Source organism: Niabella soli DSM 19437, from assembly GCF_000243115.2.
GTDB classification, from domain to species: domain Bacteria; phylum Bacteroidota; class Bacteroidia; order Chitinophagales; family Chitinophagaceae; genus Niabella; species Niabella soli.
The window spans coordinates 2,291,404-2,314,818 of record NZ_CP007035.1 but is presented as its reverse complement, the minus strand read 5'-3'; the positions used below and the strand labels follow the sequence as shown (position 1 = coordinate 2,314,818).

General features: G+C 43.3%; 15 protein-coding genes. 13 read left to right on the top strand and 2 right to left on the bottom strand.

The genetic code is table 11. The annotated features are described in order from the left end of the window. Nucleotides 1-336 precede the first annotated feature (336 nt). The 9 genes from NIASO_RS09820 to NIASO_RS09780 all read left to right on the top strand — a co-directional run bounded on the left by NIASO_RS09820 (nucleotide 337) and on the right by NIASO_RS09780 (nucleotide 17,493). Nucleotides 337-3,579, top strand: a complete 3,243-nt coding sequence (locus NIASO_RS09820) for a SusC/RagA family TonB-linked outer membrane protein (RefSeq protein WP_008585437.1) — start codon at nucleotides 337-339, stop codon at nucleotides 3,577-3,579. 86 nt (nucleotides 3,580-3,665) lie between these two features. Continuing rightward, complete coding sequence (locus NIASO_RS09815) at nucleotides 3,666-5,051, top strand: SusD/RagB family nutrient-binding outer membrane lipoprotein (protein WP_245605250.1); 1,386 nt, start codon at nucleotides 3,666-3,668, stop codon at nucleotides 5,049-5,051. A gap of 360 nt (nucleotides 5,052-5,411) precedes the next feature. Then, nucleotides 5,412-8,555: a SusC/RagA family TonB-linked outer membrane protein gene (locus NIASO_RS09810; RefSeq protein ID WP_008585434.1), complete on the top strand. Its 3,144-nt coding sequence runs from the start codon at nucleotides 5,412-5,414 to the stop codon at nucleotides 8,553-8,555. Between the two features lie 18 nt (nucleotides 8,556-8,573). After that, nucleotides 8,574-10,148, top strand: coding sequence for a SusD/RagB family nutrient-binding outer membrane lipoprotein (locus NIASO_RS09805; protein WP_008585432.1), 1,575 nt, complete (start codon nucleotides 8,574-8,576; stop codon nucleotides 10,146-10,148). An 87-nt stretch (nucleotides 10,149-10,235) separates the two neighbouring features. Continuing rightward, nucleotides 10,236-11,126 (top strand): DUF1735 domain-containing protein, encoded by an 891-nt coding sequence (locus NIASO_RS09800; protein ID WP_025298857.1) that lies wholly within the window; start codon nucleotides 10,236-10,238, stop codon nucleotides 11,124-11,126. Between the two features lie 88 nt (nucleotides 11,127-11,214). After that, complete coding sequence (locus tag NIASO_RS09795) at nucleotides 11,215-11,871, top strand: hypothetical protein (RefSeq protein WP_008585429.1); 657 nt, start codon at nucleotides 11,215-11,217, stop codon at nucleotides 11,869-11,871. A gap of 414 nt (nucleotides 11,872-12,285) precedes the next feature. Next, nucleotides 12,286-15,567 (top strand): SusC/RagA family TonB-linked outer membrane protein, encoded by a 3,282-nt coding sequence (locus NIASO_RS09790; RefSeq protein WP_008585427.1) that lies wholly within the window; start codon nucleotides 12,286-12,288, stop codon nucleotides 15,565-15,567. Between the two features lie 17 nt (nucleotides 15,568-15,584). Then, complete coding sequence (locus NIASO_RS09785; protein ID WP_008585426.1) at nucleotides 15,585-17,063, top strand: SusD/RagB family nutrient-binding outer membrane lipoprotein; 1,479 nt, start codon at nucleotides 15,585-15,587, stop codon at nucleotides 17,061-17,063. Nucleotides 17,064-17,187: 124 nt separating this feature from the next. Continuing rightward, nucleotides 17,188-17,493: a DUF3467 domain-containing protein gene (locus NIASO_RS09780; RefSeq protein ID WP_008585424.1), complete on the top strand. Its 306-nt coding sequence runs from the start codon at nucleotides 17,188-17,190 to the stop codon at nucleotides 17,491-17,493. A gap of 84 nt (nucleotides 17,494-17,577) precedes the next feature. On the opposite strand, the gene NIASO_RS09775 is transcribed toward NIASO_RS09780, so the two are convergent. Continuing rightward, a complete protein-coding gene (locus tag NIASO_RS09775) occupies nucleotides 17,578-17,964 on the bottom strand; it encodes a hypothetical protein (RefSeq protein ID WP_008585422.1) in 387 nt (128 codons plus the stop codon). A gap of 388 nt (nucleotides 17,965-18,352) precedes the next feature. Between NIASO_RS09775 and NIASO_RS09770 the strand changes: the two genes are divergently transcribed. Then, the gene (locus NIASO_RS09770; RefSeq protein ID WP_008585420.1) at nucleotides 18,353-19,384 is read left to right on the top strand and encodes a hypothetical protein; all 1,032 of its coding nucleotides are present in this window, start codon (nucleotides 18,353-18,355) and stop codon (nucleotides 19,382-19,384) included. Nucleotides 19,385-19,741: 357 nt separating this feature from the next. On the opposite strand, the gene NIASO_RS09765 is transcribed toward NIASO_RS09770, so the two are convergent. Then, nucleotides 19,742-20,353 carry a hypothetical protein gene (locus NIASO_RS09765; RefSeq protein WP_008585418.1) on the bottom strand — a complete coding sequence of 204 codons (612 nt, stop codon included), beginning with the start codon at nucleotides 20,351-20,353 and terminating at the stop codon, nucleotides 19,742-19,744. A 103-nt stretch (nucleotides 20,354-20,456) separates the two neighbouring features. Here NIASO_RS09765 and NIASO_RS09760 point away from each other — a divergent pair, with 103 nt between their 5' ends. The 3 genes from NIASO_RS09760 (at nucleotide 20,457) to scpB (ending at nucleotide 23,349) form a co-directional block, all read left to right on the top strand. Next, nucleotides 20,457-21,338: a phosphodiester glycosidase family protein gene (locus NIASO_RS09760; protein ID WP_008585415.1), complete on the top strand. Its 882-nt coding sequence runs from the start codon at nucleotides 20,457-20,459 to the stop codon at nucleotides 21,336-21,338. 174 nt (nucleotides 21,339-21,512) lie between these two features. Continuing rightward, nucleotides 21,513-22,397 carry an ATP synthase F1 subunit gamma gene (atpG, locus tag NIASO_RS09755; RefSeq protein ID WP_008585413.1) on the top strand — a complete coding sequence of 295 codons (885 nt, stop codon included), beginning with the start codon at nucleotides 21,513-21,515 and terminating at the stop codon, nucleotides 22,395-22,397. Between the two features lie 88 nt (nucleotides 22,398-22,485). Continuing rightward, on the top strand, nucleotides 22,486-23,349 hold the full coding sequence (scpB, locus tag NIASO_RS20055) for an SMC-Scp complex subunit ScpB (protein WP_008585412.1): 864 nt from the start codon (nucleotides 22,486-22,488) through the stop codon (nucleotides 23,347-23,349). Nucleotides 23,350-23,415: the final 66 nt, after the last annotated feature.

The following is a 23,415-nucleotide window of genomic DNA, read 5'->3' as shown; positions in this document are numbered from 1 at the left end:
GCCGGCAAAGGTAGCTAAAGTTAAGCAGGCAGGGTGTTTTTAAAGAAATTATTTCGGTCCGAAAACCGGCAGGACTGCGGGTTTTCAGGCATTGTATTTTTTTATTTAATTGATTTAGATCAATTTATTTAAAAACGGGCCTGCCCTAAGTATTTAGCAATCAATTAATGATTTATCACTAGGACCTGTATGAGCGGTTAATTTGTTGGATTAGTGGTAATGAAGCCTAACGGACTGTTAAAAAGCCTTATCTTGCACGGATGTCGGGATCGCTCCATAAACCAGGAGCTTTACTGGACTTAAGAGAAAACATATTTATTAAACTAAAATTATTAAATGAGAAAGATTGTATTGCTTGTGGCAATGCTATTTGCATTGTCGTTATCTGGCTTTTCCCAATCAGAATCGATTTCAGGAAAAGTGGTGAACGAAGGAGGGGATCCTGTGCCATTTGCAACGATTACAGAAAAAGGCACCAGGAATGCCGTTTCTGCAAATGACCAGGGCGCTTTTATTTTTAAAGTAAAAAGCGGAAGCATGTTGGTTGTGTCGGCAACGGGATATGATTCAAAAGAAGTATCCGTAACCGGCAGCACTTTAACGATCACCCTTATTCGCAGCAGTGCTTCAACAATTGATGAGGTGGTGGTAACGGCGTTGGGTATTAAAAGAGCCCGGAATACGCTGACCTACGGTGTACAGCAGATCAGTGGCGCAGAGGTAGCCAATACAAGAACGGGGAATGCAGCCGCTGCGTTATCCGGAAAGATTTCGGGTCTTCAGATACAGCAGGGCAATAGCATTGGTGGCTCTACCAATGTTGTGATCCGCGGGTTTAAAAATATTTATCAAAGCAACCAGGCCTTATTTGTTGTGGATGGTGTTCCGGTAGACAATTCGGTTATCAATACAACCAATCAGATAACGGGCAGGGGAGGATATGATTATGGAAATGCTGCGGCAGATATAAATCCGGATGATATTGAGTCGATCAGTGTTCTGAAGGGTGCTGCTGCCACCGCACTGTATGGATCCCGCGCGGGTAACGGCGTAATCATGATCACCACAAAAAAGGCAAAGAGAGGATTGGGCATTACGTTGAATACAGGTGTTATTGTTGGCAAAATTGACAAAAGCACTTTTCCGAAGTACCAAAAAGAATATGGCGCGGGCTATTCAAGTAACTACCAGAAGGATGGATTCCTTTATTTTGATGTGGACGGGGACGGCGTGAAAGATTTGGTGGTGCCCACTTCAGAAGACGCTTCCTTCGGAGCCAAGTTTGACCCAAATTTAATGGTGTATCATTGGGATGCATTTGACCCGGCTTCTCCTTATTATCATAAGAAAAAGCCATGGGTGGCGGCACAACATGATCCTTCTTATTTCTACCAAACTGGCATTACAACTAATAATAGTTTATTTATTACAGGAGCTTCGGATAAAGGAAGCTTTAAAGTGGGCTATACCCGGAATGACGAAAAGGGGATCCTGCCTAATAGCCGGGTGTTGAAGAATAATGTAACCCTGAGCGGCAGTTATAATATAACCGACAAGTTAGCTGTCAGCGCCGAAGCAAATGTATCTAAAAACGATGGTAAAGGACGCTTTGGCACTGGTTACAGCGGGCTGAATGTAAACCAGAATTTTCGCCAGTGGTACCAGACAAATGTGGATATTTTAGAACAAAAAGAAGCCTATTTCAGGAATCATCAAAATATAACCTGGAACTGGGCAGACCCCTCCACCCCTGAAGGGACCACGGCAAAATACACTAACAACTATTATTGGTCCGTGTATGAAAATTATGAAACAGATACCCGTTCCCGGACCTTTGGCAATGTAGCGCTTACCTATAAAGCATTGCCCTGGCTGGATTTCCTGGGCAGGGTTACTATGGATAATTATAGTGAATTCCAGGATGAAAGGATTGCTGTAGGGAGCCAGGCCGTACCTTCTTACTTTAGAAGAAACCGGAATTTCCTGGAAATGAACTATGACCTGAGGGCAGACATCAACAAAGACCTTACGCCCGATTTAAACCTGAGAGGTGTATTGGGAACAAATGTTCGAAGAAGAACCATCAGTTCCGTTGCATTAGCAACCAGCGGCGGCCTGATCGTACCAGGCCTGTATTCGATTGCAAATTCCCTGGGCACACCTGCCAACCCGGTAGAGGTTTACCAGCCAACGGGGATGAACGGTTATTTTGGGGGAGCTACTCTGAGTTACAAAGAACTGCTGACATTGGATGGTACCTTCCGAAGGGATGTTACTTCAACATTGCCAAAAGGGAATAATGGCTATAACTATTATGGTGTTTCCGGTGGTTTTACCTTTAGTAAATTACTGCCGGATGTTAAATGGTTATCCTATGGAAAATTGCGGGCAAATTTGGCAACCGTTGGTACCGACGCTGAGTTCGGATCAATATATGATGTTTATGATCAACCAAACCCGTTTGGATCTACCATATTGTTTTCGCTGCCAAACCAAAAGAATAATATCGAATTGCAGCCATCGATTACGGATAGCAAAGAATTGGGTTTGGAAATGGCATTTCTCAAAAATCGTTTAGGGTTTGATGTTACTTATTATATTACCAACACCAAGAATCAGCTAATGCCGCTGGAGGTTTCGAATTCCACCGGTTATGCCAGCACTTATGTAAATGCAGCAAGCGTTCGAAATAAAGGTGTTGAGCTAACGCTTAATGCAACGCCGGTACGGACCAATGACTTTTCATGGACGATGAATGTAAACTGGACCCGCAACCGGAATGAGGTTACTCAATTATATAAGGACATCAAAAACCTGATACTTGGCTCATTTCAGGGTGGTGTGAGCGTCAATGCTACCTTAGGTCAGCCGATGGGAACGATTCAGGGTAAAACCTGGATGATGAATAATCCTGACCCTAATGATCCGGTAAAAACCATTCCTTGGGATGGCAGGGGCCAAAAACTGGTTGATGCAAAGGGATACTACGTAATGAGCACTACTACCACAAATGTTTTCGGAAATGTAAACCCCAACTGGTATGGTGGTATTTACAATACATTCAAATATAAAAATGTGTCCCTGGGCTTCCTGGTAGATGTGCGCCAGGGCGGAACGGTTTGGTCCTTAGACATGTACTATGGCACCATGTATTCAGGCCTTTACCCCGAAACTGCGGGCTTGAATGACCTGGGAAATCCTGTTCGTAATACGCTTGCCAACGGAGGCGGAATTGTTTTGCCGGGCGTAACTGCCGATGGTAAAGCCAATACAACAAGGGTCGTAGTAGATGCAAATAAAGCATTATGGCCGGCGGCAAATTTTGCCTATGATGCCAGTTATGTAAAATTGCGCGAAGTAAACCTGACCTATTCTTTTCCAAAAATGCTGGTTGCCAGAACCCGTTTCATTAAAGGCGCTGATCTTTCCCTTATTGGAAGAAACCTGTGGTTGATTCATAAAAACCTTCCCTATGCAGACCCGGAAGAAAATTTATCGGCCGGAAACATTCAGGGAATCCAGAGCGGCGCATACCCTACGGCCCGCACGGTTGGTGTGAATCTAAAAGTTAACTTTTAATACTAAACAAAATGAATAAATTTTTTTCAATAACTTTTATACTTTTTTTAGTCTGTTTGATTTCCTGTACAAAGGATTTAACGGATTTGAATAAGGAAACAAAAAGAGCTGCTGCTGTTCCGGCAGGAACGCTTTTTTCAAATGCAACCAGAAACCTGGCCGATAATCTTGCCAGTGCCTCCGTTAATACCAACCCGTTGCGTTTTACGGTAAAGCACTGGGCTGCCACCACTTACCAGGATGAACCACGGTATGATTTTGTAACCAGAAATATAAACAGAACCTGGTGGAATGCTTTGTACAAAGATGTTTTGGCTGATTATAATGATGCGACTAAAATCGTGACCGCTGATATGCTACTTGCAAGTCCGATTAAAAAAAATCAACTTGCTATTTTAGATATTATGCAGGTTTATACCTGGTATGTTCTTGTGAATACCTTCGGAGATGTTCCTTACAGCGAGGCATTGGATTTAGAAAAACATTTAGTTCCATCCTACGATGATGCAACCACCATTTATACCGATCTGTTAAAAAGATTGGTTGCGGATATTGGGAACCTGGATCCTTCCGCTGCTGCATTTTCCCAGACTGAAGATGTGGTTTATGGATCAAAAGATCCGGTCGAAATGAAGAAGGCGGTCGGAAAATGGGTGAAATTTGCCAATACGCTTCAATTTAAAATGGGCATGCTGCTGGCAGATGTGAATGCCGCTGTTGCAAAAACAAATGTTGAAGCTGCAGATGCCAAAGCGTTTACCTCTAGTGTAGATAATGGCTTATTTGTTTATCTGTCTGCATCGCCTAATACCAACCCGTTATATGCCGATATTATTTTGGGAAAGCGGGGCGATTATGTTGCTGCAAAAGACTTTATGGACCAGCTTATAACTTTGAATGATCCTCGGAAATCATTATACTTTAAACCCAATAATGGCGGACAATATGCGGGTGGTATTGTAGGTTCCCAGAATACCCTGGCCGATATGTCAACGCCAAGCGAGCGTTTGTCTGCGGCAACAGCTCCTTTGGTTTTCCTTGATTATACTGAGCTGGAATTTTTAAGAGCAGAAGCTATTGAACGTGGGTTCAACGTTGCCGGGACCGCAGCTACCCACTATGAAAACGGGATCAGGGCTTCTATAGCATTCTGGGGCGGGTCCGACGCCAACGCAACAGCCTATATGTTGCAACCGCAGGTAGCCTATCTTACCGCAAGCGGTAGCTGGAAACAAAAGATAGGATTTCAGAAATGGATCGGGCTTTACAACCGGCCTTTTGATGGCTGGGTTGAGATGCGGAGATTAGACCAGCCGGTACTTACTCCTCCGGTATCCGCTATTTCAGGATTCCCCAACCGGTACTTATATCCAAGTTCCGAGCAACTCGTGAACAAGGAAAATTATACAAAAGCCGCTGCGAAAATCGGAGGCGACAAAGTAGAGACCAAGCTGTTCTGGGATAAATTTTAATTTAAGCTATTATTGCTTCAAAAAGGCTGCTCCGTACATAACGGGGCAGCTTTTTTTCATCCCCCTGCAGAATGTTTCCGTAGCGTATTATCAGGCTGATAATTGAAAAATTTCTAATTATCTTGTTGATTTGAATCAATTTTTTGCTTTTTGTCTAAAAAAACTTCAGTATATAACCGTTTGGTAATCAAATAAAATGATTGCATCTGCAACCAGTATTGGGTATGGAGGCAATTGTTAATGTTAAAGGAGTATCAAATTTTTGTTAAAAAAATGTATTTTGCGCGGATATTATGAGAAAGAAGATTGCATGTCTTATTTCAAAATTGACTAATAATTCTTATTAACAAAAAAATTTACATGAGAAAAATTGTATTGCTATTTACAATGCTAATGGCATTTTCGATTGTGGCATTCTCCCAGACCCGGACCATAACAGGTCACGTGTATGATGAAACGGGTGTTGCCATCCCCTTTGCATCTGTTACCCAAAAAGGGACCAATATTGGTGTTTCGGCAGACGCAAGCGGTGATTTTAAAATCAATATCAGCGGGAATGCACCGTTGGTAATTTCAGCAACCGGTTATACCGAACAGGAAGTTGCTTCGAATGCCAGCACCATTACCGTTAACCTTAAAGCAATCGGAAACACTATTGAAGAAGTGATCGTAACTGCAGGGGGTATAAAAACAAAGAAAAAAGACGTAGGTACCGCCGCCACTTTGGTTACAGGACAAAACCTTGTTAAAGGGAGAGCCGTTAACGTTGCTGCTGGTTTGCAGGGAAAGGTTGCAGGCTTAATGATCAACGGAACAGGAAGCGGTGTAAACCCTAACTTCCGGATTATTCTTAGAGGTCAGCGATCCCTGACCGGTAATAACCAGGCTTTGATCGTTCTCGATAACGTGATAGTGCCCAATGAAGTGCTGGGTAATTTAAATCCTAATGATGTTGAAGATGTAACGGTTCTGAATGGAGCCGGCGCCGCAGCCTTGTATGGTTCCCAGGCATCCAATGGTGCGATCATTGTGACCACAAAAAAAGGAAGAAATGGTCAAACTGCAATTACATTGTCACATACCACAACTGCTGAAAGTGTTGCTTACTTTCCGAAATTTCAGAAGAAGTTCGGGGCAGGTGGGGCATCTTACGGTTACGATGAGTTCGGTAAAGTAACCTGGTCCTATATAGAGAATCAATCTTACGGACCTGCATTTGACGGATCAATGCGGCCATTGGGCGCCCCTTTGGAGGATGGCAGCCAGGATTCCGCACTTTATTCTTATAACGACAGCCACTCTAAATTCTGGCAAAAAGGGATTACCAATCAGGAAGACGTTTCACTGACAACAGGTGATGACAAATCCACACTGTATGTTTCAGGTCAATATGCTAATGTTACAGGTACCACACCGGGCGACAAGTACAACCGTACGGCTATGCGTGTGAATGGTACCCGGAAGATTGGTAACAAAGTATTAATAACCTATAACACCGGCTACACGCAAAACAGGTATGACATTACCACGCAAACCGGATCCATGTACACTAATATGTTGAATATGCCCCAGAATGTGGACGTTACAAGATATAAGAACTGGAGGACCGATCCTTTTGCCAACCCGATTGGTTACTATAACCCCTGGTACCTGAACCCCTATTTCAGTGCCGATAACTATCGTAATAAATCACGCAATGATTATCTGACAGGTAATGTGGAGCTTAAATTTACGCCGATTACCGGATTGGACCTGGTTGCACGTCAGGGGATTGCTTCCAGAAACTATTCCTTTAAATATACTCAGGGAGAGTTTTTGTACTCTGAATATTCAAAACATACTGATGCAAGTTCTAAATCAGATATACCAGGTACAGTATCTGACGGAAGTGGGTACTTGACTGAATTGTTATCGGATATTTTTGCACAGTATAATAAAAAATTTGGCGACTATAGCTTACATGCTTTAGGAGGTTTGCAGGTACGTCAGGATGAAACAAAGACCATAGGTGTAGGAGCGCAAGGGCTTGTAATTCCGGGATTGTTTAACGTTAGTAACAGGATAGGAACTCCTGATGCGAACGAATTTAATGCTAAAGCCCGCCAGGTCGGCATTTATGCAGAAGCCCGTATCGGGTACAAGAATTATTTATTCTTACACGGAACGGGTCGCCAGGACAGGGTTTCAATTCTTGCGCCGGGAAATAACACGTTCTTCTATCCTTCTGTTGACGTATCTTTTGTAGCTTCAGATGCCATTCCTCTTTTAAAGAACAGCAAAGTTATCAGCTACTTAAAATTAAGAGGAGGCTGGGCTAAAGTAGGTCAGGTGAACTTAAGAAATGGATTCTATGGCGCGTACCAATTACTGCCAACCTATTACCAGGCTTATGGATACCCCTATGGATCATCACCCGGCTTTACAGTAGGAGATGTATTGGTGTCAAATAATCTGAAACCAGAAATTACAACCGGGCCTGAATTTGGTTTTGACCTGAATTTGTTCAAAGACCGCTTTACTTCTTCCGTTACCTACTATCATACTAAAACGGATAATCAGACCATTAGTACTAAAGTATCCACCGCGTCCGGCTTCACCAACTTGTTAACTAACGTTGGAGCAACTGAAAGTAAGGGGCTTGAGGTTACAGCGCATGTAACTCCGATCAGGAACAGTGATTGGTCCGTTACCGTGGGTGGAAACTACACCTATCTGAACAACAATGTATTAGCCTTGTCTACCGATTTAACGCGGCTTTCTATTGCAACCTATGGTACCGATGGCCCCGGTTCTTATGCCGTGCCGGGAAGACCCTTCCCTGTTATTATGGGATATGATTATCAAAGAGATCCCCAGGGACATGTAATTGTAGATGGTATTACAGGATGGCCTAAAAAAGCAGATACCATTAGTTATCTAGGTAGCGCTGTATACCCTAATAAGTTAAGTTTAGATGCATCAGTTACTTACAAGAATTTTACATTGGGTGTATTATTCGATTACCGCGGCGGTGCTGTTATGTATAACAATATGGGGCCTGAAATGGATTGGTCTGGTACCGGTTACAGAACAGCTATCTACAACAGGGAGCGATTCGTTTTTCCTAATTCTGTAATTAATACAGGAACTGCTGATAATCCGGTGTATGTAAAAAATACCAACGTAACATTAAAAGACGGTGGTGGTAATGCAGGCTTCTGGACAGATGGAACCAATCGTGACGTTACCTCTAACTATATTACTTCTGCGGATTTCTGGAAGTTAAGAGAAATTTCATTAGCCTACGATTTTCCGGATTCGTTCCTCGGAAGCAGAAAAGTTATCAAAGGGGTTCGGATAAGCGCGCAGGCAAGGAATTTATTTGTTTGGTTACCCAAGGACAACCTTTATACAGATCCTGAATATAGCGATGCCGGCAATGATAGCAACGGTATTGGTTTAACAGGTATTGGTCAAACGCCTCCCTCAAGATTTTACGGAGCTACAGTAACCTTCAAATTCTAGTTTATAAAAAAGATAATAATGAAAAAAATAAATATTTTGCTTTTGTCGGGACTTGTTATTTGGGGAACATCCTGTAAAAAGTTTCTGGATATAAATCAAAACCCCAATGATGCCACCAGTTCCACTCCGCAACTGATATTGCCTCAGGCAATTACTGGTACAGCAAGCCAGTTGAACGGATATAATAGCATGGGGGCACAATTTGGTCTTTATATGGCTAATGCCGGAGGCTATGGTGCATTTGGAGAAACGGTGACCTATGAATTTTCCAGCGGATACAATTCCGGAAGATGGCCGGGTATGTATGATGTATTGGAAGATTTACAAACCGTAATTGATGGATCAGCCACTGATGAAAGTCTTAAGTTTTTTAATGCAATCGCCCGAATTATGAAGGCCCATGCTTTTCAGAAACTTGTTGATGCATATAACTCTATCCCTTATTCAGAAGCGCTCCAGGGACAAAAGAAGTTGCAACCCAAATATGACGACCCTGCTGTCATCTATGCAGATCTTGCAAAGGAACTGGATAAAGCTATTGCAGATATAAATGCCGCGCAGGCGGCTACCGTTAAGCCGGTTGCTGTAAAGCCAACCCAGGACCCTATGTTTGGCGGTGATATGAATCTGTGGAAAAAGTTTGCCAATACGCTCAAACTGCGGATTATGGTTACAGGCAATGGAAAGGCAACTTTCAGCAATAAGAACTTTGACCCGGCCGGTTTTTTGACTACGGATGCGTTGGTTAATCCAGGTTATGTAAGAGATGTGAATAAACAAAATCCGAAATGGCAAACCTGGGGATTTAGCTCTACCGGATCAGACGGTAACAAAGCCTGGATGCCCAGTACTTTTATTCTTGCTTTTTACACCGGCGCCAAATTAAAAGATGCGGGAAGAGGACGGGCTATTTACTACAAATACCCCAATACGCCAACGAACCGCCTGGGTCTTGAAGGTTCCAGTATCGAATCCAGCCCCAGTGGAAGTTTTTGGCTGCCAAGCGATAACAGGGATGGCAAAACTGCAGGAAGTGCCACAGGGGTGTTAAAAGGCCCCGAAGCGTCGATGCCCATTCTTACAGCAGCCGAAAGTGATTTCATCCAGGCTGAAGCAATAGAAAAGGGAATTATTACCGGTTCCTCTTCCGATGCTTTTAGTGCCGGTATCAATGCTTCATTCAAATATCTGTATCAGTTACCGGATGGAACCAGCGCTATCTCCTCTGATAGCATCAGCACGCTTGTTGCAAAATATCTCGATGATAATAGTACCAGCCCGCTCGTTAATTTTAGTCTGGCAACCAGCCCCGCCCAAAAATTGGAGGCGATCATCACTCAAAAATTTATAGCATTAAACATGATAAATTCAGAGGAAGCCTGGAATGACTACAGGAGGACGCATTACCCTACTTTGAATAATGCTAATGGTGCAACGGGAACACAAACATTTGCATCTTCTCAATCCAAATCAACCAGAGCCGATCACTTACCAACACGTATTTTGTATCCGGGAACAGAGGGGGCATACAATTCAACAAATGTTCCCAAAGGAATAAGCCCTTTTACTTCGTTGATCTTTTGGGCGCAATAAAAAAAGTCTTAAACAAACATAAGTATGAAAACAATATTTAATTATTCATTAATAGTTTCGGTCTTTTCCCTCTTACTAACGTCTTGTTTGAAGGAGAGAATTGGAAATATCGATACAGGAAATGGCAACACAACCAACCTGGTCGAGTTCAAGAATACGGGTAACAATATGGCACAGCCCTCTTCAAAATACCCAAGTTATAATAAGGATCTGGGGGTTGCGAAGGTGGGTGATAAGTTTGCAATGAACATCAACGTTGGTTATTCAGGCACCGAAGCCGCTGCGCCCGAAGATATAACTGTGAATTTAGAGCTGGATCAGGCCGCATTGCAATTGTATAATGACCAGAATGGTGCTGAGTTTGAAGTACCACCCACCAGTGTATATGCTTTTCCCGCGACCGCTGTAATTAAGAAAGGGAGCAATCAGGCTACAGTTCAATTGGCAATAACCATTAGCGCTGATTTTGATTATAATAAAACTTACGCGATTCCTTTAAAAATAAAATCGACAAGTCCGGCTAAAACAATAAGCCAGAACTTTGGATCGGCTTTATACTCTTTCCTTGTACGGAATAAATACGATGGAAGATATACGTTGACCGGGCATCACAATCGCGCGCCCTATGATTTCCCATATGAGACTGAAATACACTTAATGACGACGGGAGCAAGCTCTGTTGCTTTTTACTGGCCAGACGCAGAAAGTTATGGGCATCCTATTGGCGTAGGCCCGGACAACGATCTGAGCTGGTATGGCAGCGCTATTTCTCCTGTTATTGTTTTTGATCCGGCAACAGATAAAATAACCAGCGCTTACAATATAGGTGGTGCAACGGTAATATCACTGTATACCGGTGCAGGTGCATTGTCTAATCTTCAGGACCAGTCTACCAAAACTATCTACGTTTCATGGATGTATGGCGGTAACCCGCAACGTGCATTTTTTGATACTTTAAAATATATCGGACCCCGGTAAATAGTGTCTGAAATTACTCTTTAAGAAATCATATAATACTATTATTATATGATTTCTTTTTTTGTTAACTTTAATAAAAGATCAGTCTATGAAAAAGTTTCTTATGCTCTTTTCCGGAATCATTTTAATTAGCGTTTGTTGCGCTGCACAGTCTGTAAATGCAAAACTGGACCTGCGCCCGTTGCTCTTTAAAAACTTTATTCCATCCTCGGTCCTTATGAAATCCGGGGAAACTGCTCAGGTAAGTTTGAATTATAATACGAACAACCAGTCTGTAATCTTTGTTCAGGAGGGCGTTTTTATGACCCTGGACAATCTTGATAAGATTCAAACGATCTCTATTGATAAAACGGTTTTTGTACCTATCCGGGGAAAGGTCTACCAAACCACCCCAGACCCTGATGTTTTTATAAGCTATAGTAACCGGCCTGTGGTGAAAAAATCCGGAACAGATAAATCCGGAATTAAAGAAACTACAAGTGGAGAAGTTAGCAACGATGTTTCCGGTATCTACATGGGCAGGAACTACAAAAATCAGGACGGCTTAGAATTTGTAAAGAATATTTGGGCTTTAAAAGGTAACAAACTATTGGAAATACGTTCTACAAAAGATCTGAGTAAAGCTTACGGAGTAAGTAAATCTGATCTTGATGAATATGTTAAAAAAAATGTAAACGATTTTGCTAATCAAAATGAGGCAATTGAGTTGCTGAAATACGTCCGGTCTTTGGCAAAAGCTAAATAACAGATACCTGCTTAGTTGCAGATAAAAGAAGGGCCCCGGTTTGGGGCTCTTCTTTGTTTTGTGGATGCCGCAGGGATCCATGAACTATTCGTAATCGTACACCTTACGATTGCCGGGCTTTAACATTTGTAAGTTTTTTCCCGGCGATTTTTGATTTGAAATTCTTCAAGTAGTTGCTTGATTTTAATCAATATTTTGAATTTTATCTAAATTTTTTATTGTTTGATAGGTTATTGATTGTCAGTAATTAATAGTTGTTTTAGCAACTAACATCTGGTAGTTTTTTTATGCTACGTTAACGAAATATAAAATTATCGTTAAAAAACTTGTAATTTGGACTAGCGATTGCCTTAAAGATGTGCACATGTACCTCTTTAAGGCTTTTGATTTTATTCTATTATCAAAAAAAAATTCATGGGAAAAATTGTATTGTTTCTAACGATCTTTATGTCTATCGGGATGTATGGATTTTCTCAAACAAAAACAGCAACCGGCACCGTTAAGGATGACTCCGGTAATCCGATTCCTTTTGCAACTGTCATGGAAAAGGGCACGAAAAATGCAGTTTCCGCCGATGCGCAGGGAAATTTTAGTATTAAAGCGAAGACAGGAGCTGATCTTGAGATCTCCGCAACAGGTTTTGAAACACAGGTTTTTAAAGCAACAGAGCCACTCAATGCTGTATTAAAAGCAGGAAAAGGACAAACCATTGAGGAAGTGGTTGTAACTGCCTTGGGCATCAGGCGGCAGAAAAGGGACCTGGGTTACGCAACCCAGGAGGTTAAAGGAAGTGATCTGACGCAAACGACCCAACCTAACGTGATCAACTCACTGCAGGGACGGGTTGCAGGGGTTCAGATTACAGCCGCAAGTGGGGCAGTGGGTGCAAGCTCCCGCCTTGTTTTAAGAGGGAATAATTCATTTAATGATAACCAGCCCCTGATTGTTGTGGATGGTGTGCCTATAAGTAATTCTGCCACCAATATCGGCGGGTATGGGTCGGTGGACTATGGATCAGGGCTTCAGGAGATTGACCCAGATAACATCGAATCGGTAAACATACTTAAGGGCGCCAACGCCGCCGCCTTATATGGATATAGAGCGGGTAATGGCGTTATCCTGATTACAACAAAAACAGGGAAAGGTGCAAAAGGCATTGGCGTTACCTATTCCGGAGGCATATCTTTTGAAAAGCCTTATATAATGCCCAGGTATCAAAATCTGTACGGCCAGGGATCTACAGGTGATGAGTACAACTGGAAAAAGAGTGATCCTAATATGAGCTACCAGGATTACGCCATTCAAAACGGATTCGCCTATGTTAATGGGCGGGGCGATGGTGTGAACGATAGTTATGATGAAAGCTGGGGCCCCAGACTGGATGCCGGGTTAAATTTACCACAATATAACAGCCCGCTGGATGCAAATGGGAACAGGATCCCGACACCCTGGATTTCTCACTCTAGCAACGTAAAGGATTTTTTCCAAACCGGTTACACAATGGACCATAATGTTGCCCTTACCTCCAATACCGAAAAAGGAAGTACCCGCATGGGTCTGGGGTATCAGCAACAGCAGGGAAGTATTCCGAATACAGACCAAACCAAGTACTCGTTAAATTTGAATACAGTACAAAACCTGACCAAGAAATTCACCGTTGAAGGTAATGTGAATTACCTGCATATTAAAAATAACAACCTGGTTGGCCAGGGGTACAACGCCTACAACCCGATGGAAAGTATCGGCAGTTGGTTCGGGCGTCAGGTGGATCTCAAAGACCTGAAGGCACATTATGCTGACACATTAGCTGGTTCCATTTCCAAAGACTATCCGAATGGATTTCCATATAACTGGAATAGCAATTACCACAATAACCCCTTTGCCGAAGTATACGACATTTATCAGAACTCCCGGACAAAAGACCGGATGTTTGGCTATGTGAGTATGGCTTACGCGTTTGACAAGTGGTTCAATCTGAAACTGAGAGCAGGGGATGACTGGTCTACTGAGTTTCGTAAAGAAACCACTTCAAACAGGGATTATGGTAATGTTCTTGCCGGTCAAGGCGGGCAGTTTACCCAATGGGAATATCATCTGAATGAGTTGAACCTGGATGCGATTGCAACGGGGGGAGGTAAGATTGGGACTAGCGATGTAACAATAAACTATACGGCTGGCGCCAATTACAGAGACTACACTCAAAAGAACTCCTCCATTGGAGCCGGGAACCTGGCCATTCCCAATTTTTATACCATCTCAAATGCAAAAGGAAATACTACCCAAACAATGTATGACTATCATCTTCGTTCCAACAGTATTTTCGGGCAGGCCAGCTTTGGTTTCAGAAACTGGCTTTCTGTAGATGTAACAGCAAGAAATGACTGGAGCTCATCGCTTCCCGCCAATAACCGCTCCTACTTCTATCCGTCCGTAAGCGCCAGTTGGATCTTTTCCGATGCCTTAAATCTTAAATCGGATGTATTCAGTTATGGAAAGCTGCGGGCCAGTTGGGCTAAAGTAGGTAATGGCACAGGCCCGTACCAGGTATTCCCGGTTTACACACCGGTTACCTATTCTTTCAATGGGGTAAACATGTACAGGTATCCTGCAGCACTGCCTGCGGGAATAAACCTGAAGCCGGAAATGGCTAAGAGTAATGAGGTAGGGTTGGAGTTGCAGTTTTTTAAAAACAGATTGGGGTTGGACGCTACCTACTATGATAAAATAACCTCTAACCAGATCATGCAGGTGAATATATCAAATGCAGGAGGTAGTTCTTCAAAAGTGGTTAACTCCGGCGAAATTGAAAATAAAGGGGTGGAATTACAATTGCATCTGGGTATTCTTCGCCCGGCCTCCGACGCAGGGTTGAACTGGGATATGGATATCAATTTTGCAAAAAACAGCAATAAGGTTAATAAATTATATGTAGACCCTACAACAGGGCAGCCCTTGCAATCATTCAACCTGGCGGGAGCCTGGGGCATTACAGTTGATGCGATTCCCGGGAAACCATTTGGTGTGATCCGGGGCGGAAAGGCAGACCGGGATTCACTGGGGAATGTTATTGTGGGGGCAAACGGGTTGCCTACTTTTAAAGGAGTTCAGGAAATTGGGAATGTATCACCCGATTTTACCGGGGGCATCAACAATACGTTCCGGTATAAGAACTTTAATCTTTCCTTCCTGATTGACTTTAGAAAAGGCGGTGATATTTTCAGCTTCACCGATATGTGGGGGGCGTACACCGGTGTGCTCGATTACACTGCTGCCAACAATGTGAGGGAAACCGGGGTGATCCTTGGAAAGAATGCCTACCAGGATACAAAATTTGTAAAGGCGGATGGTACGCCAAATGATATTGCCGTTGACCCGGAAACAGCCTTTGGCCGGATGTCCTATTCTACAACCGGCGGTACGGAGTTCAATATCATTGATGCCAGTTTTATTAAGTTAAGACAGATTCAACTAGGTTATACCCTTCCGCATCGGTTACTTGCCAATTCAAATGTGGTAAAAGGAGTTACCATTTCATTATTCTCCTATAATGTAGCATTATTGGCCACTTCTAAAAGCAACAGGGCGCATATTGATCCGGAAACAGGCTTCGGCGTTGGCAACAGTGGATTGGGGCTCGAGCAATACCAGATCCCCTCAAACAGAAGCGTAGGGTTAAAGCTGAATGTATCATTCTAAAAAATAAAAATATTACAATGAGCAAATTAAAATATATATCGATTTTCCTGGTTGCGGTGCTGTTGTTTTATTCTTGTACAAAAAAATTCGACAAGATTAATACGGATCCGAACAATCCGTCCTCAGTACCTCCCTCCAACCTGCTTGCCTTCAGTATACAGGATTTTGGAGCGCATTTATGGGATAGCTGGGGCGATATTGATGAGCCGGAAAGTTATTCCGGTCACATTGGGAAGATCCAGTACATTGATGAATCCAGGTACCAGTTTCGTCCGGGTACCGTTGAAAATATGTGGACGTATTGTTACCGGGAATTGAAAAGCCTCCAGGTGGCAATTAACCAAGCAAAGGACCAGAATAATACAAATTTACAAGGCGCCGCAATGGTTATGCAGGCGTATATATGGCAAATAGCAACAGACCGGTGGCGGGACATTCCCTATACAGAGGCGCTGGCCGCAGATTCAGGAAAGATCGCCCCTGCTTATACAACACAGGAAACCATATACCCCGCTTTGTTAAGTCAGCTCAAAGATGCGAATACATTATTGGCGCAAAATAACGGTTCTATTGGGGACGGTGATTTGCTTTTCGGTAATGATGCTACAAAATGGCAAAAGTTTTGCAATTCTTTACGCCTTCGGATGGCTATAAGAATATCTAATGTAGCCCCTACGGTGGCTAAAGCTACCATCGAGGAAATAACCGGCAATGCTACCGCAAACCCGATCATTACGGATAATACAGACAATGCTTATTTAATGTGGCCCGGGGCAGGAACCGGTACTATTTTAACAAGCGAGCCCTGGTATACCGCTTTATTCCTGGGAAGCAGGGCGGATAACTATGCCGTTGGCGCCCCGTTGATAAATATACTTTTGCAGTATAACGACAACAGGATCACTGTTTTTGCAACCCACCCGCCCAATGATGCCACCAATTCAATATACCGGGGAACACCTATCGGACCAACAGGGTCTGTGGCTCCGGGAGGGATAAATAATTATTCAAGAATAGGAGAAAGATTTAGCGGAGATCCAACCGGGTTTACACCATTTTTAGGAGCGGCTGAAGTGCAGTTTATTTTGGCCGAAGCAGCAGCAAAAGGATGGAACGCCGGCACTACCGCTGCGGTTGCTTACAATAAAGGGATCGATCTTTCTTTTGCCGAGAACGGAGTGGATGTGGGAAATTACAAGACAACGGCAAATGTAGTTTGGAACGGAGATATAAAAAGGATCTACCTTCAGAAATGGATCGCCTTATATAAAAACGGCCACGAAGCCTGGGCAGAATCGCGCCGTACAGACGTTCCTCTTTTGCCTCCGGCTGCCGGATCTCCTTATACAGGACATAACAGGCCTCCGTTCCGTTATCCTTACCCGGATAGTGAAACAAGGCTTAATGAAAAAAATAGCGCTCCTTATGTAGCAAAAGCAAAAGATAATTACTGGGGGCAGCAAATGTGGTGGGATACCCGGACGGGTGTACAATAGCCAACACATTTATTCACAACTTTTTAGGCCGCTTTAAATAAGCGGCCTTTTATTTATAATATTATAAAGCGGCACAACGGGTAAATGGGAATATTGTCTATCTTCACTTCAAATACTATTTATAATGCAGGAACAACCTAATCAGATCAATATAGAAATTTCAGAAGAAATTGCAGAGGGCACTTATGCCAACCTGGCCATCATCACCCATTCAATGGCTGAGTTTGTGATAGATTTTGTAAATATTATGCCGGGAACACCCAAAAGCAAAGTAAAATCAAGGATCGTATTTACCCCCCAGCACGCTAAACGTTTTATGAAAGCGCTGATCGATAATGTTGAAAAATTTGAGGCGGCCCAGGGCGAAATTAAAGACCTGGACGAAGTGCAGCTACCTGTGAATTTCGGCGGCCCGACGGCTCAGGCGTAAACGCCGGATTCAGGTTACAGGGTTCAAAGTTTCAGGTTCAAGGTTGGTTTGCGTTCCGCATTGCGCGTTCTGCATTCAGCAAGCTTATCTTCTCCGGCGACTGCGAATGGCGCCGCCTTCATCTTTCACCAGCGGCGGATCAGGCAGTTGTTTGATCCAAATGTCGAATGTTTTAGTGAGTTTCGTATTTTCTCTGAGCGTAGCAGTAACCGTAACCTTTTTTGTTGCCGGGTTATCCGGTAACACCAGGTTATTTCCCTCAAACCGGCCATAGCTGGTTTTAAACAGCAGTTCCTTATCGGTCAGGGGCTTCCAACTGCCATCGCTCATTTTGCCATCGATGTTGATATAATTGTACGTTCCTTTTTTTAAACTATCTGTATAAAGATGCGCATAAATTCCCTCTGTTTTCTGGGCATAAAGAGCTGATAGTGAAATTGTAAGAGGTATAAGTAATAGGAGCCGCTTCATTTTTTTGTACGTTTATAAATGGACGAGCGAAAGGGGGAAAAGGTTGAGGACAATGTGGAAATATGAAAAATGTGGAAATGTGAGAATTTGAAAATGAGGGTGCAAACAACATTAAGTAGTCAATGGCGCCCGCATTATGCATCCAGCGTTATGCGTTTAGCATGCAGCATTCTGTTATCGAAAAAGAATACCCAATCTCAAACGTCAAACGAGAGACGACAAACGGTAAATTTCAAACCCGGAACGAGAACCAACCTCAGACCTCAAACATTTAGGTCAAAAGTGAATAGCCAATGGTCAACGGCACTCGCGTTATGCATTAAGCGTTGTGTGTTCAGCGTCATGCTTTCAGCATGCAGCATTCCTGCAAAATTCCTATCTTGTAAAAATGCGCGTAAATAAAAAGGAAGCGGCTATACTCAACAGCGCCATTGATGAATGGGAAAAAGAGCAGGTGATCGATCCGGTGAAGGCGGCTGAACTCAGAAAAGCTGTTACAGAGCACAAAGATGATCTGGGCTCACTAACTTTTTACGCCTTTGTGGCGGCCATATCCTGCACTATCCTCGCTTTTGGGGCCATTGTACTGGATGAAAAATGGATTGAGCGGCTGCGGAACTTTTTTTCCTTTTCAGAATTGCTGATCGGCGTGTTATTTCTTGCATTGTCTGTAGCCTTTACCTGGATCGCAAAAAAAAGAAAACAAAAATACCCGGAGGCGGTCCTCAGTAATGAAAGTTTTACCGTGCTCATCGTATTAAGTCTCGGCGTTGCGCTTACCTACCTGGCGCGTGCCACCGGCGGCGGTTATCCATTATATGGATTGGTGATCTTCCTGTTGTCCGTAACCTATGGGTTGGTGTCTCGATACCTTCAATCGAAGCTCCTGTGGGTATGCGCGTTGTTGACCCTGGTAATTAGTTTTGCCGTACAAAGCTGGAGCTGGTCCGGTCCGCAGCATGATTATTTTTTGGGGATGAACTATCCCTTGCGGATAACGGTGTTTTGCGGAATGTTGCTGCTGTTGCTTTATGGGATAAAAAAATCAGGAACTGAAATCCCTGATTATGAGATCAGCAGCCAGTTGATGTGGGTGCTGTTTTTGCTTTCCGGTTTGCTTGTTTCTGTCTCAGGAAATTTAAGCTATGAGGTATGGAGCAATATCCGGCAGGGAAGGCTTTGGGTATGGGCCCTGGTCTATAGCCTGCTGCTTTGCGGGCTGGTAGGGTATGCCTATAAACGGAAAGATGAGTTTTTCAGAGACCTGGTTTTATTGTTTTTTCTATTAAATATTTATACCCGTTATTTTGAGTATTTCTGGGACCGTACCAATAAAGGGATCTTTTTTGCTGTACTGGCGCTTTCTTTTTGGCTTATTGGCCGCAAGGCCGAGCAAATGCGGAAGAAATTTATGGAATAATTTGAAAATTTGAAAATGGGGCTTTAGGTGACATTATTTACCAGTAGAGCAGTGTTCAGTTTATCAAAGAAAGTCAGGTATTCAGCGTTTATCTGCGAAAAAAATCAGCGCTAATCAGCGGGAAAATGATTACTAATGTTAAGTTAGTTATATGATGTCTGGTGCCACGAAGACACGAAGGCTTCAAGAATAATAACTTAGTGGCTTAGTGCCTTTGTGGCTTAATAAAATGTGCCTGACGTAGCACTAAATCATAATTGGAAGTGTGAAAATTTGAGTCCCGATAGCTATCGGGAGTGGAAATGATTGAGTCAATAGAATCCAAACTATGAACTATCGACTATGAGCCATGAACTGCTAAAACAATAATCCCAGTCCCAGTACGCCGCCTACAGCAGTATGATTGCCAAATAGTTGCGCTTTAAAATTGAGCGAAGGCACAAAAGAAAGAAAATCGCCCAGATAAAACTTATAACCGGCGCCTATTTTAAAAAGCGCACCGCCATTTAAATATTGCTGATCGTCCTTGTTTGCCATCTTTAAGACCGGGGCATAGCCGGCATCCAGTATAAACATTGGGGCGCTTATTGCATTCTTGGGATAATAGCGAAAATCAGCAAACAGGGGAAGCAGCACGATGCCGGGCCCGCTTTTTTTCACATAGCTACCCCCGGAACCGGGGTTCGGGTAATAATTATAATTGGAGAATTGCAAACCAATACCCAATCCTACTGAGAAAGAGGGGTTTATGAAATACCCGTTGATCGTGTTCACCTCAAATCCGCCTTTTATACGAGCCATCCCATTTTTCATTACCGCCGAATCTAACGAGCTCATTATTTGTATTTCAACCGGGTTAGTAATATTGAAATACCCTTTTTCCTGTTTAGTCCGGAATTGCGCGAAAACGGTACACACGTTTAATAAGGAGAGCAGCAGCAGCGCAGATCGCATCGATTTGAATGGCATAAGCATTGATTTATAGGATGTGCCCATTAAAATTACATGAATAGCAGGTGGATTCAAAATAGATTTGGTAAAAGTGCGCATTTTTGTACTATTAAAATAAGACATGAGTAAGAACAGAACGGGCTGGTTGGTAAAGGGAACCGCACTATTGCTTTGGGTCATGGTGTGCAGCAGCCCTGCCGCATCCGGTCAGGATACAGATTCCCTATATTTTGTAAAGCCTGCCTGGAAGAAAGAAAAGGTAGCGAAGGGAGTGTTTTTAGTAAACCGGCAGTTTTTTAATAAATCGCTCTTTGGTTCCAATCAATATATCTCCTACGTGATCATAAAAAATAAAAAAAGGAAGAACGGGTTCAATATAGCAGCGGAGGCAAAAGAACTAAAAACGACGGAGGCCTTTGCTAGGGCAGCCGGCGCCACTGCGGCGGTCAATGGCAATTTTTTTTATGTAGACAAAGGAGGATCAGAGGATTACGTAAAAGTAAACGGAACGGTTATCAGTAAAAATACGACGCCGGAAAATGGCAGGATGCTCTTTCATCAAACAGCGGGCGTGCTCATTAACAAGGGGCGGCTTCAGATCCAAAAAGGGGGTACGGCCCCCGGCTGGCCCGATAGCTGCCGTGCAGGCTCTGTATTGGCCAGCGGTCCCTTGCTGCTTATAAATGGCAAAAAAGAAGCGTTGGCAAATATTGCTTTTTCCCTGAACCGGCACCCCAGAACTGCGGTTGGCAGCACGGCAAAAGGCAAAATAATATTATTGGTGGCGGACGGGCGAAATACAAATGCCGCAGGGCTGAATCTTGAAGAGCTGGCAAAAATAATGCGTTGGTTAGGATGCGTGGATGCCGTCAATTTTGACGGCGGCGGATCGTCCACGCTCTGGCTCAAAAACAAAGGAGTCGTTAACCACCCATCCGATAACAAAAAATGGGATCATGGAGGGCAACGAAAAGTTGCTAATATATTGTATTATAAGAAATAGCCTGGTTTTGGAAGCCGTTATACCGCCTTTTTCCACAATGCGGCCAAATTACAGGCCGGGGATATGGAAATCTGGTAATTAGAACTTACTTTTGCGCCTTGAAAAACGGGTGTAAGTAGTGGGCTGTTTTTATTCGCAATACTGAATACCCGGTTCTAAATTCTAAATACTACTATGGCAGGTCAGTTAAAAGAGGTTCGCAATCGCATCAGTTCCGTGCAAAGTATGCAGCAGATCACCAAAGCAATGAAAATGGTAAGTGCTGCAAAGTTTCGTCGTGCACAGGAAGCTATTGTTCAAATGAGGCCCTATGCACAAAAATTGCAGGAAATGCTGAGCAATATTGTCAGCAATAGTGAGGGGGAAAGCGCCATCGCTTTGGCTGCAGAAAGACCTGTTGAAAACGTATTGCTGATCGTTATTACAAGTGATCGCGGGCTAGCCGGCGCCTTTAACACGAACGTGGTAAAACTGGCTAAATCAGTGATCCGCGAAAAATACCAGGCGCAGGCAGATAAAGGAAATGTAACCATCTGGAACCTGGGGAAAAAAGGGTATGAGGCTTTAACAAAGGCAGGTTACAAAACCAATGATGCGCATAAAGATATTTTCCTGCATCTTTCTTTTGAAAACGTTCAAAAAATTGCAACTGAAGCAATGACCGCTTTTGAAGAGAAACAATTTGATGCGGTTGAAATTGTGTACAGCCAGTTTAAGAACGCGGCTACGCAATTATTTACAGCCGAGCAGTTTTTGCCGATACCCAAGGTAGAAAATAAGCCCGGCGTATCAATGAAAGCAGATTTTATTTTTGATCCGAATAAAGAAGAGTTGATTGCCGAATTGATGCCCAAGATATTAAATACCCAGCTATTTAAGGCGGTACTGGACTCTCATGCTTCTGAGCATGGTGCCCGTATGACCTCTATGGATAAGGCTTCTGAAAATGCCAATGAAATGTTGCGCAACCTGAAGCTTTCTTATAACCGTGCACGCCAGGCAGCTATTACCACAGAATTGACCGAGATTGTGAGTGGTGCAGCAGCGTTGCAAGGGTAACATATTTGTTCAATGTTTCAGGTTTAAGGTTCAATGTTGTTTTGCCCTTAACTTTAAATCCTGAACGTTTAAACTTTGAACTTTCATCATGGATATCACCGGACTGATCCCGCATATTGAAGCCCTGATTTTTGCCAGCGATAAGCCGCTTACTCCATTGGAGTTAACGGATCTGCTGAATAATGCCTTTGGTTTCATGGAGGATAAGATCACGCTAGACCAGGTAGAGGCGGCGGTGAGTGGGGTTGTTGAAAAATATCAATCAGAGTTTTATCCCTTTGAAGTGCGGGAAAGCGGCGGTGGCTGGCAGTTTCTTACAAAAAAAGATTATCATAAAACAGTAGCGCAGATTAATGGCGACAAGTTTATGAAACGGTTGTCGCCGGCGGCTTTGGAAACACTTTCCATTATTGCGTACAAACAACCGGTAACCAAAGGCGAGGTGGAGGCCATCCGGGGCGTAAGTGCGGACTATGCTATTCAAAAATTACTCGAAAAAGAATTGGTGATCATCAGCGGCCGTAATGAAAAATTACCCGGGCATCCGCTGGTTTATTCCACTTCCAAAAATTTTATGGATTATTTTGGCATTAACTCTGCGGAAGAGCTTCCTAAAATAAAGGAAGTGCTTGCCGAGCAGGAGATTGTGCCAACGCCCGTAAACGAGGAAGGCGACGCTCCTCTGCCGGCAGTAATAGCTCCGGAAGAGCTGCCATTGGCCGTTGCAGAAAACGGAGAATTGATCGAAGCAGCAAATAAAACTGAGGCATCGGAAACAGAAAACGAGGCACCGGATGCGCCGGCACAGGCGACCGAAGAACTATCTGATGCAACCGCGGACGAAGCGCCTGCTGCTGCAATGGAGGAACACGAAGCGCCCGGAGCAACGGGAGAAGATGCACCGGAAGATGGTGAAGAAAATAAGAATGGGCAAAAACCTGATGAAGTATAATAAACTGCTTGTTTAAAAGTATTTTTTATATAAAGCGGTATTGAGGATACTGCTTTTTTTTATGAA

Bases quoted from the DNA above. Each gene is read 5' to 3' on its own strand.
- NIASO_RS09820 (WP_008585437.1), top strand. From the start codon at position 337: ATGAGAAAGATTGTATTGCTTGTGGCAATGCTATTTGCATTGTCGTTA.
- NIASO_RS09810 (WP_008585434.1), top strand. From the start codon at position 5,412: ATGAGAAAAATTGTATTGCTATTTACAATGCTAATGGCATTTTCGATT.
- NIASO_RS09805 (WP_008585432.1), top strand. From the start codon at position 8,574: ATGAAAAAAATAAATATTTTGCTTTTGTCGGGACTTGTTATTTGGGGA.
- NIASO_RS09795 (WP_008585429.1), top strand. From the start codon at position 11,215: ATGAAAAAGTTTCTTATGCTCTTTTCCGGAATCATTTTAATTAGCGTT.
- NIASO_RS09790 (WP_008585427.1), top strand. From the start codon at position 12,286: ATGGGAAAAATTGTATTGTTTCTAACGATCTTTATGTCTATCGGGATG.
- NIASO_RS09785 (WP_008585426.1), top strand. From the start codon at position 15,585: ATGAGCAAATTAAAATATATATCGATTTTCCTGGTTGCGGTGCTGTTG.
- NIASO_RS09780 (WP_008585424.1), top strand. From the start codon at position 17,188: ATGCAGGAACAACCTAATCAGATCAATATAGAAATTTCAGAAGAAATT.
- NIASO_RS09775 (WP_008585422.1), bottom strand. From the start codon at position 17,964: ATGAAGCGGCTCCTATTACTTATACCTCTTACAATTTCACTATCAGCT.
- NIASO_RS09770 (WP_008585420.1), top strand. From the start codon at position 18,353: ATGCGCGTAAATAAAAAGGAAGCGGCTATACTCAACAGCGCCATTGAT.
- NIASO_RS09765 (WP_008585418.1), bottom strand. From the start codon at position 20,353: ATGCCATTCAAATCGATGCGATCTGCGCTGCTGCTGCTCTCCTTATTA.
- NIASO_RS09760 (WP_008585415.1), top strand. From the start codon at position 20,457: ATGAGTAAGAACAGAACGGGCTGGTTGGTAAAGGGAACCGCACTATTG.
- atpG (WP_008585413.1), top strand. From the start codon at position 21,513: ATGGCAGGTCAGTTAAAAGAGGTTCGCAATCGCATCAGTTCCGTGCAA.
- scpB (WP_008585412.1), top strand. From the start codon at position 22,486: ATGGATATCACCGGACTGATCCCGCATATTGAAGCCCTGATTTTTGCC.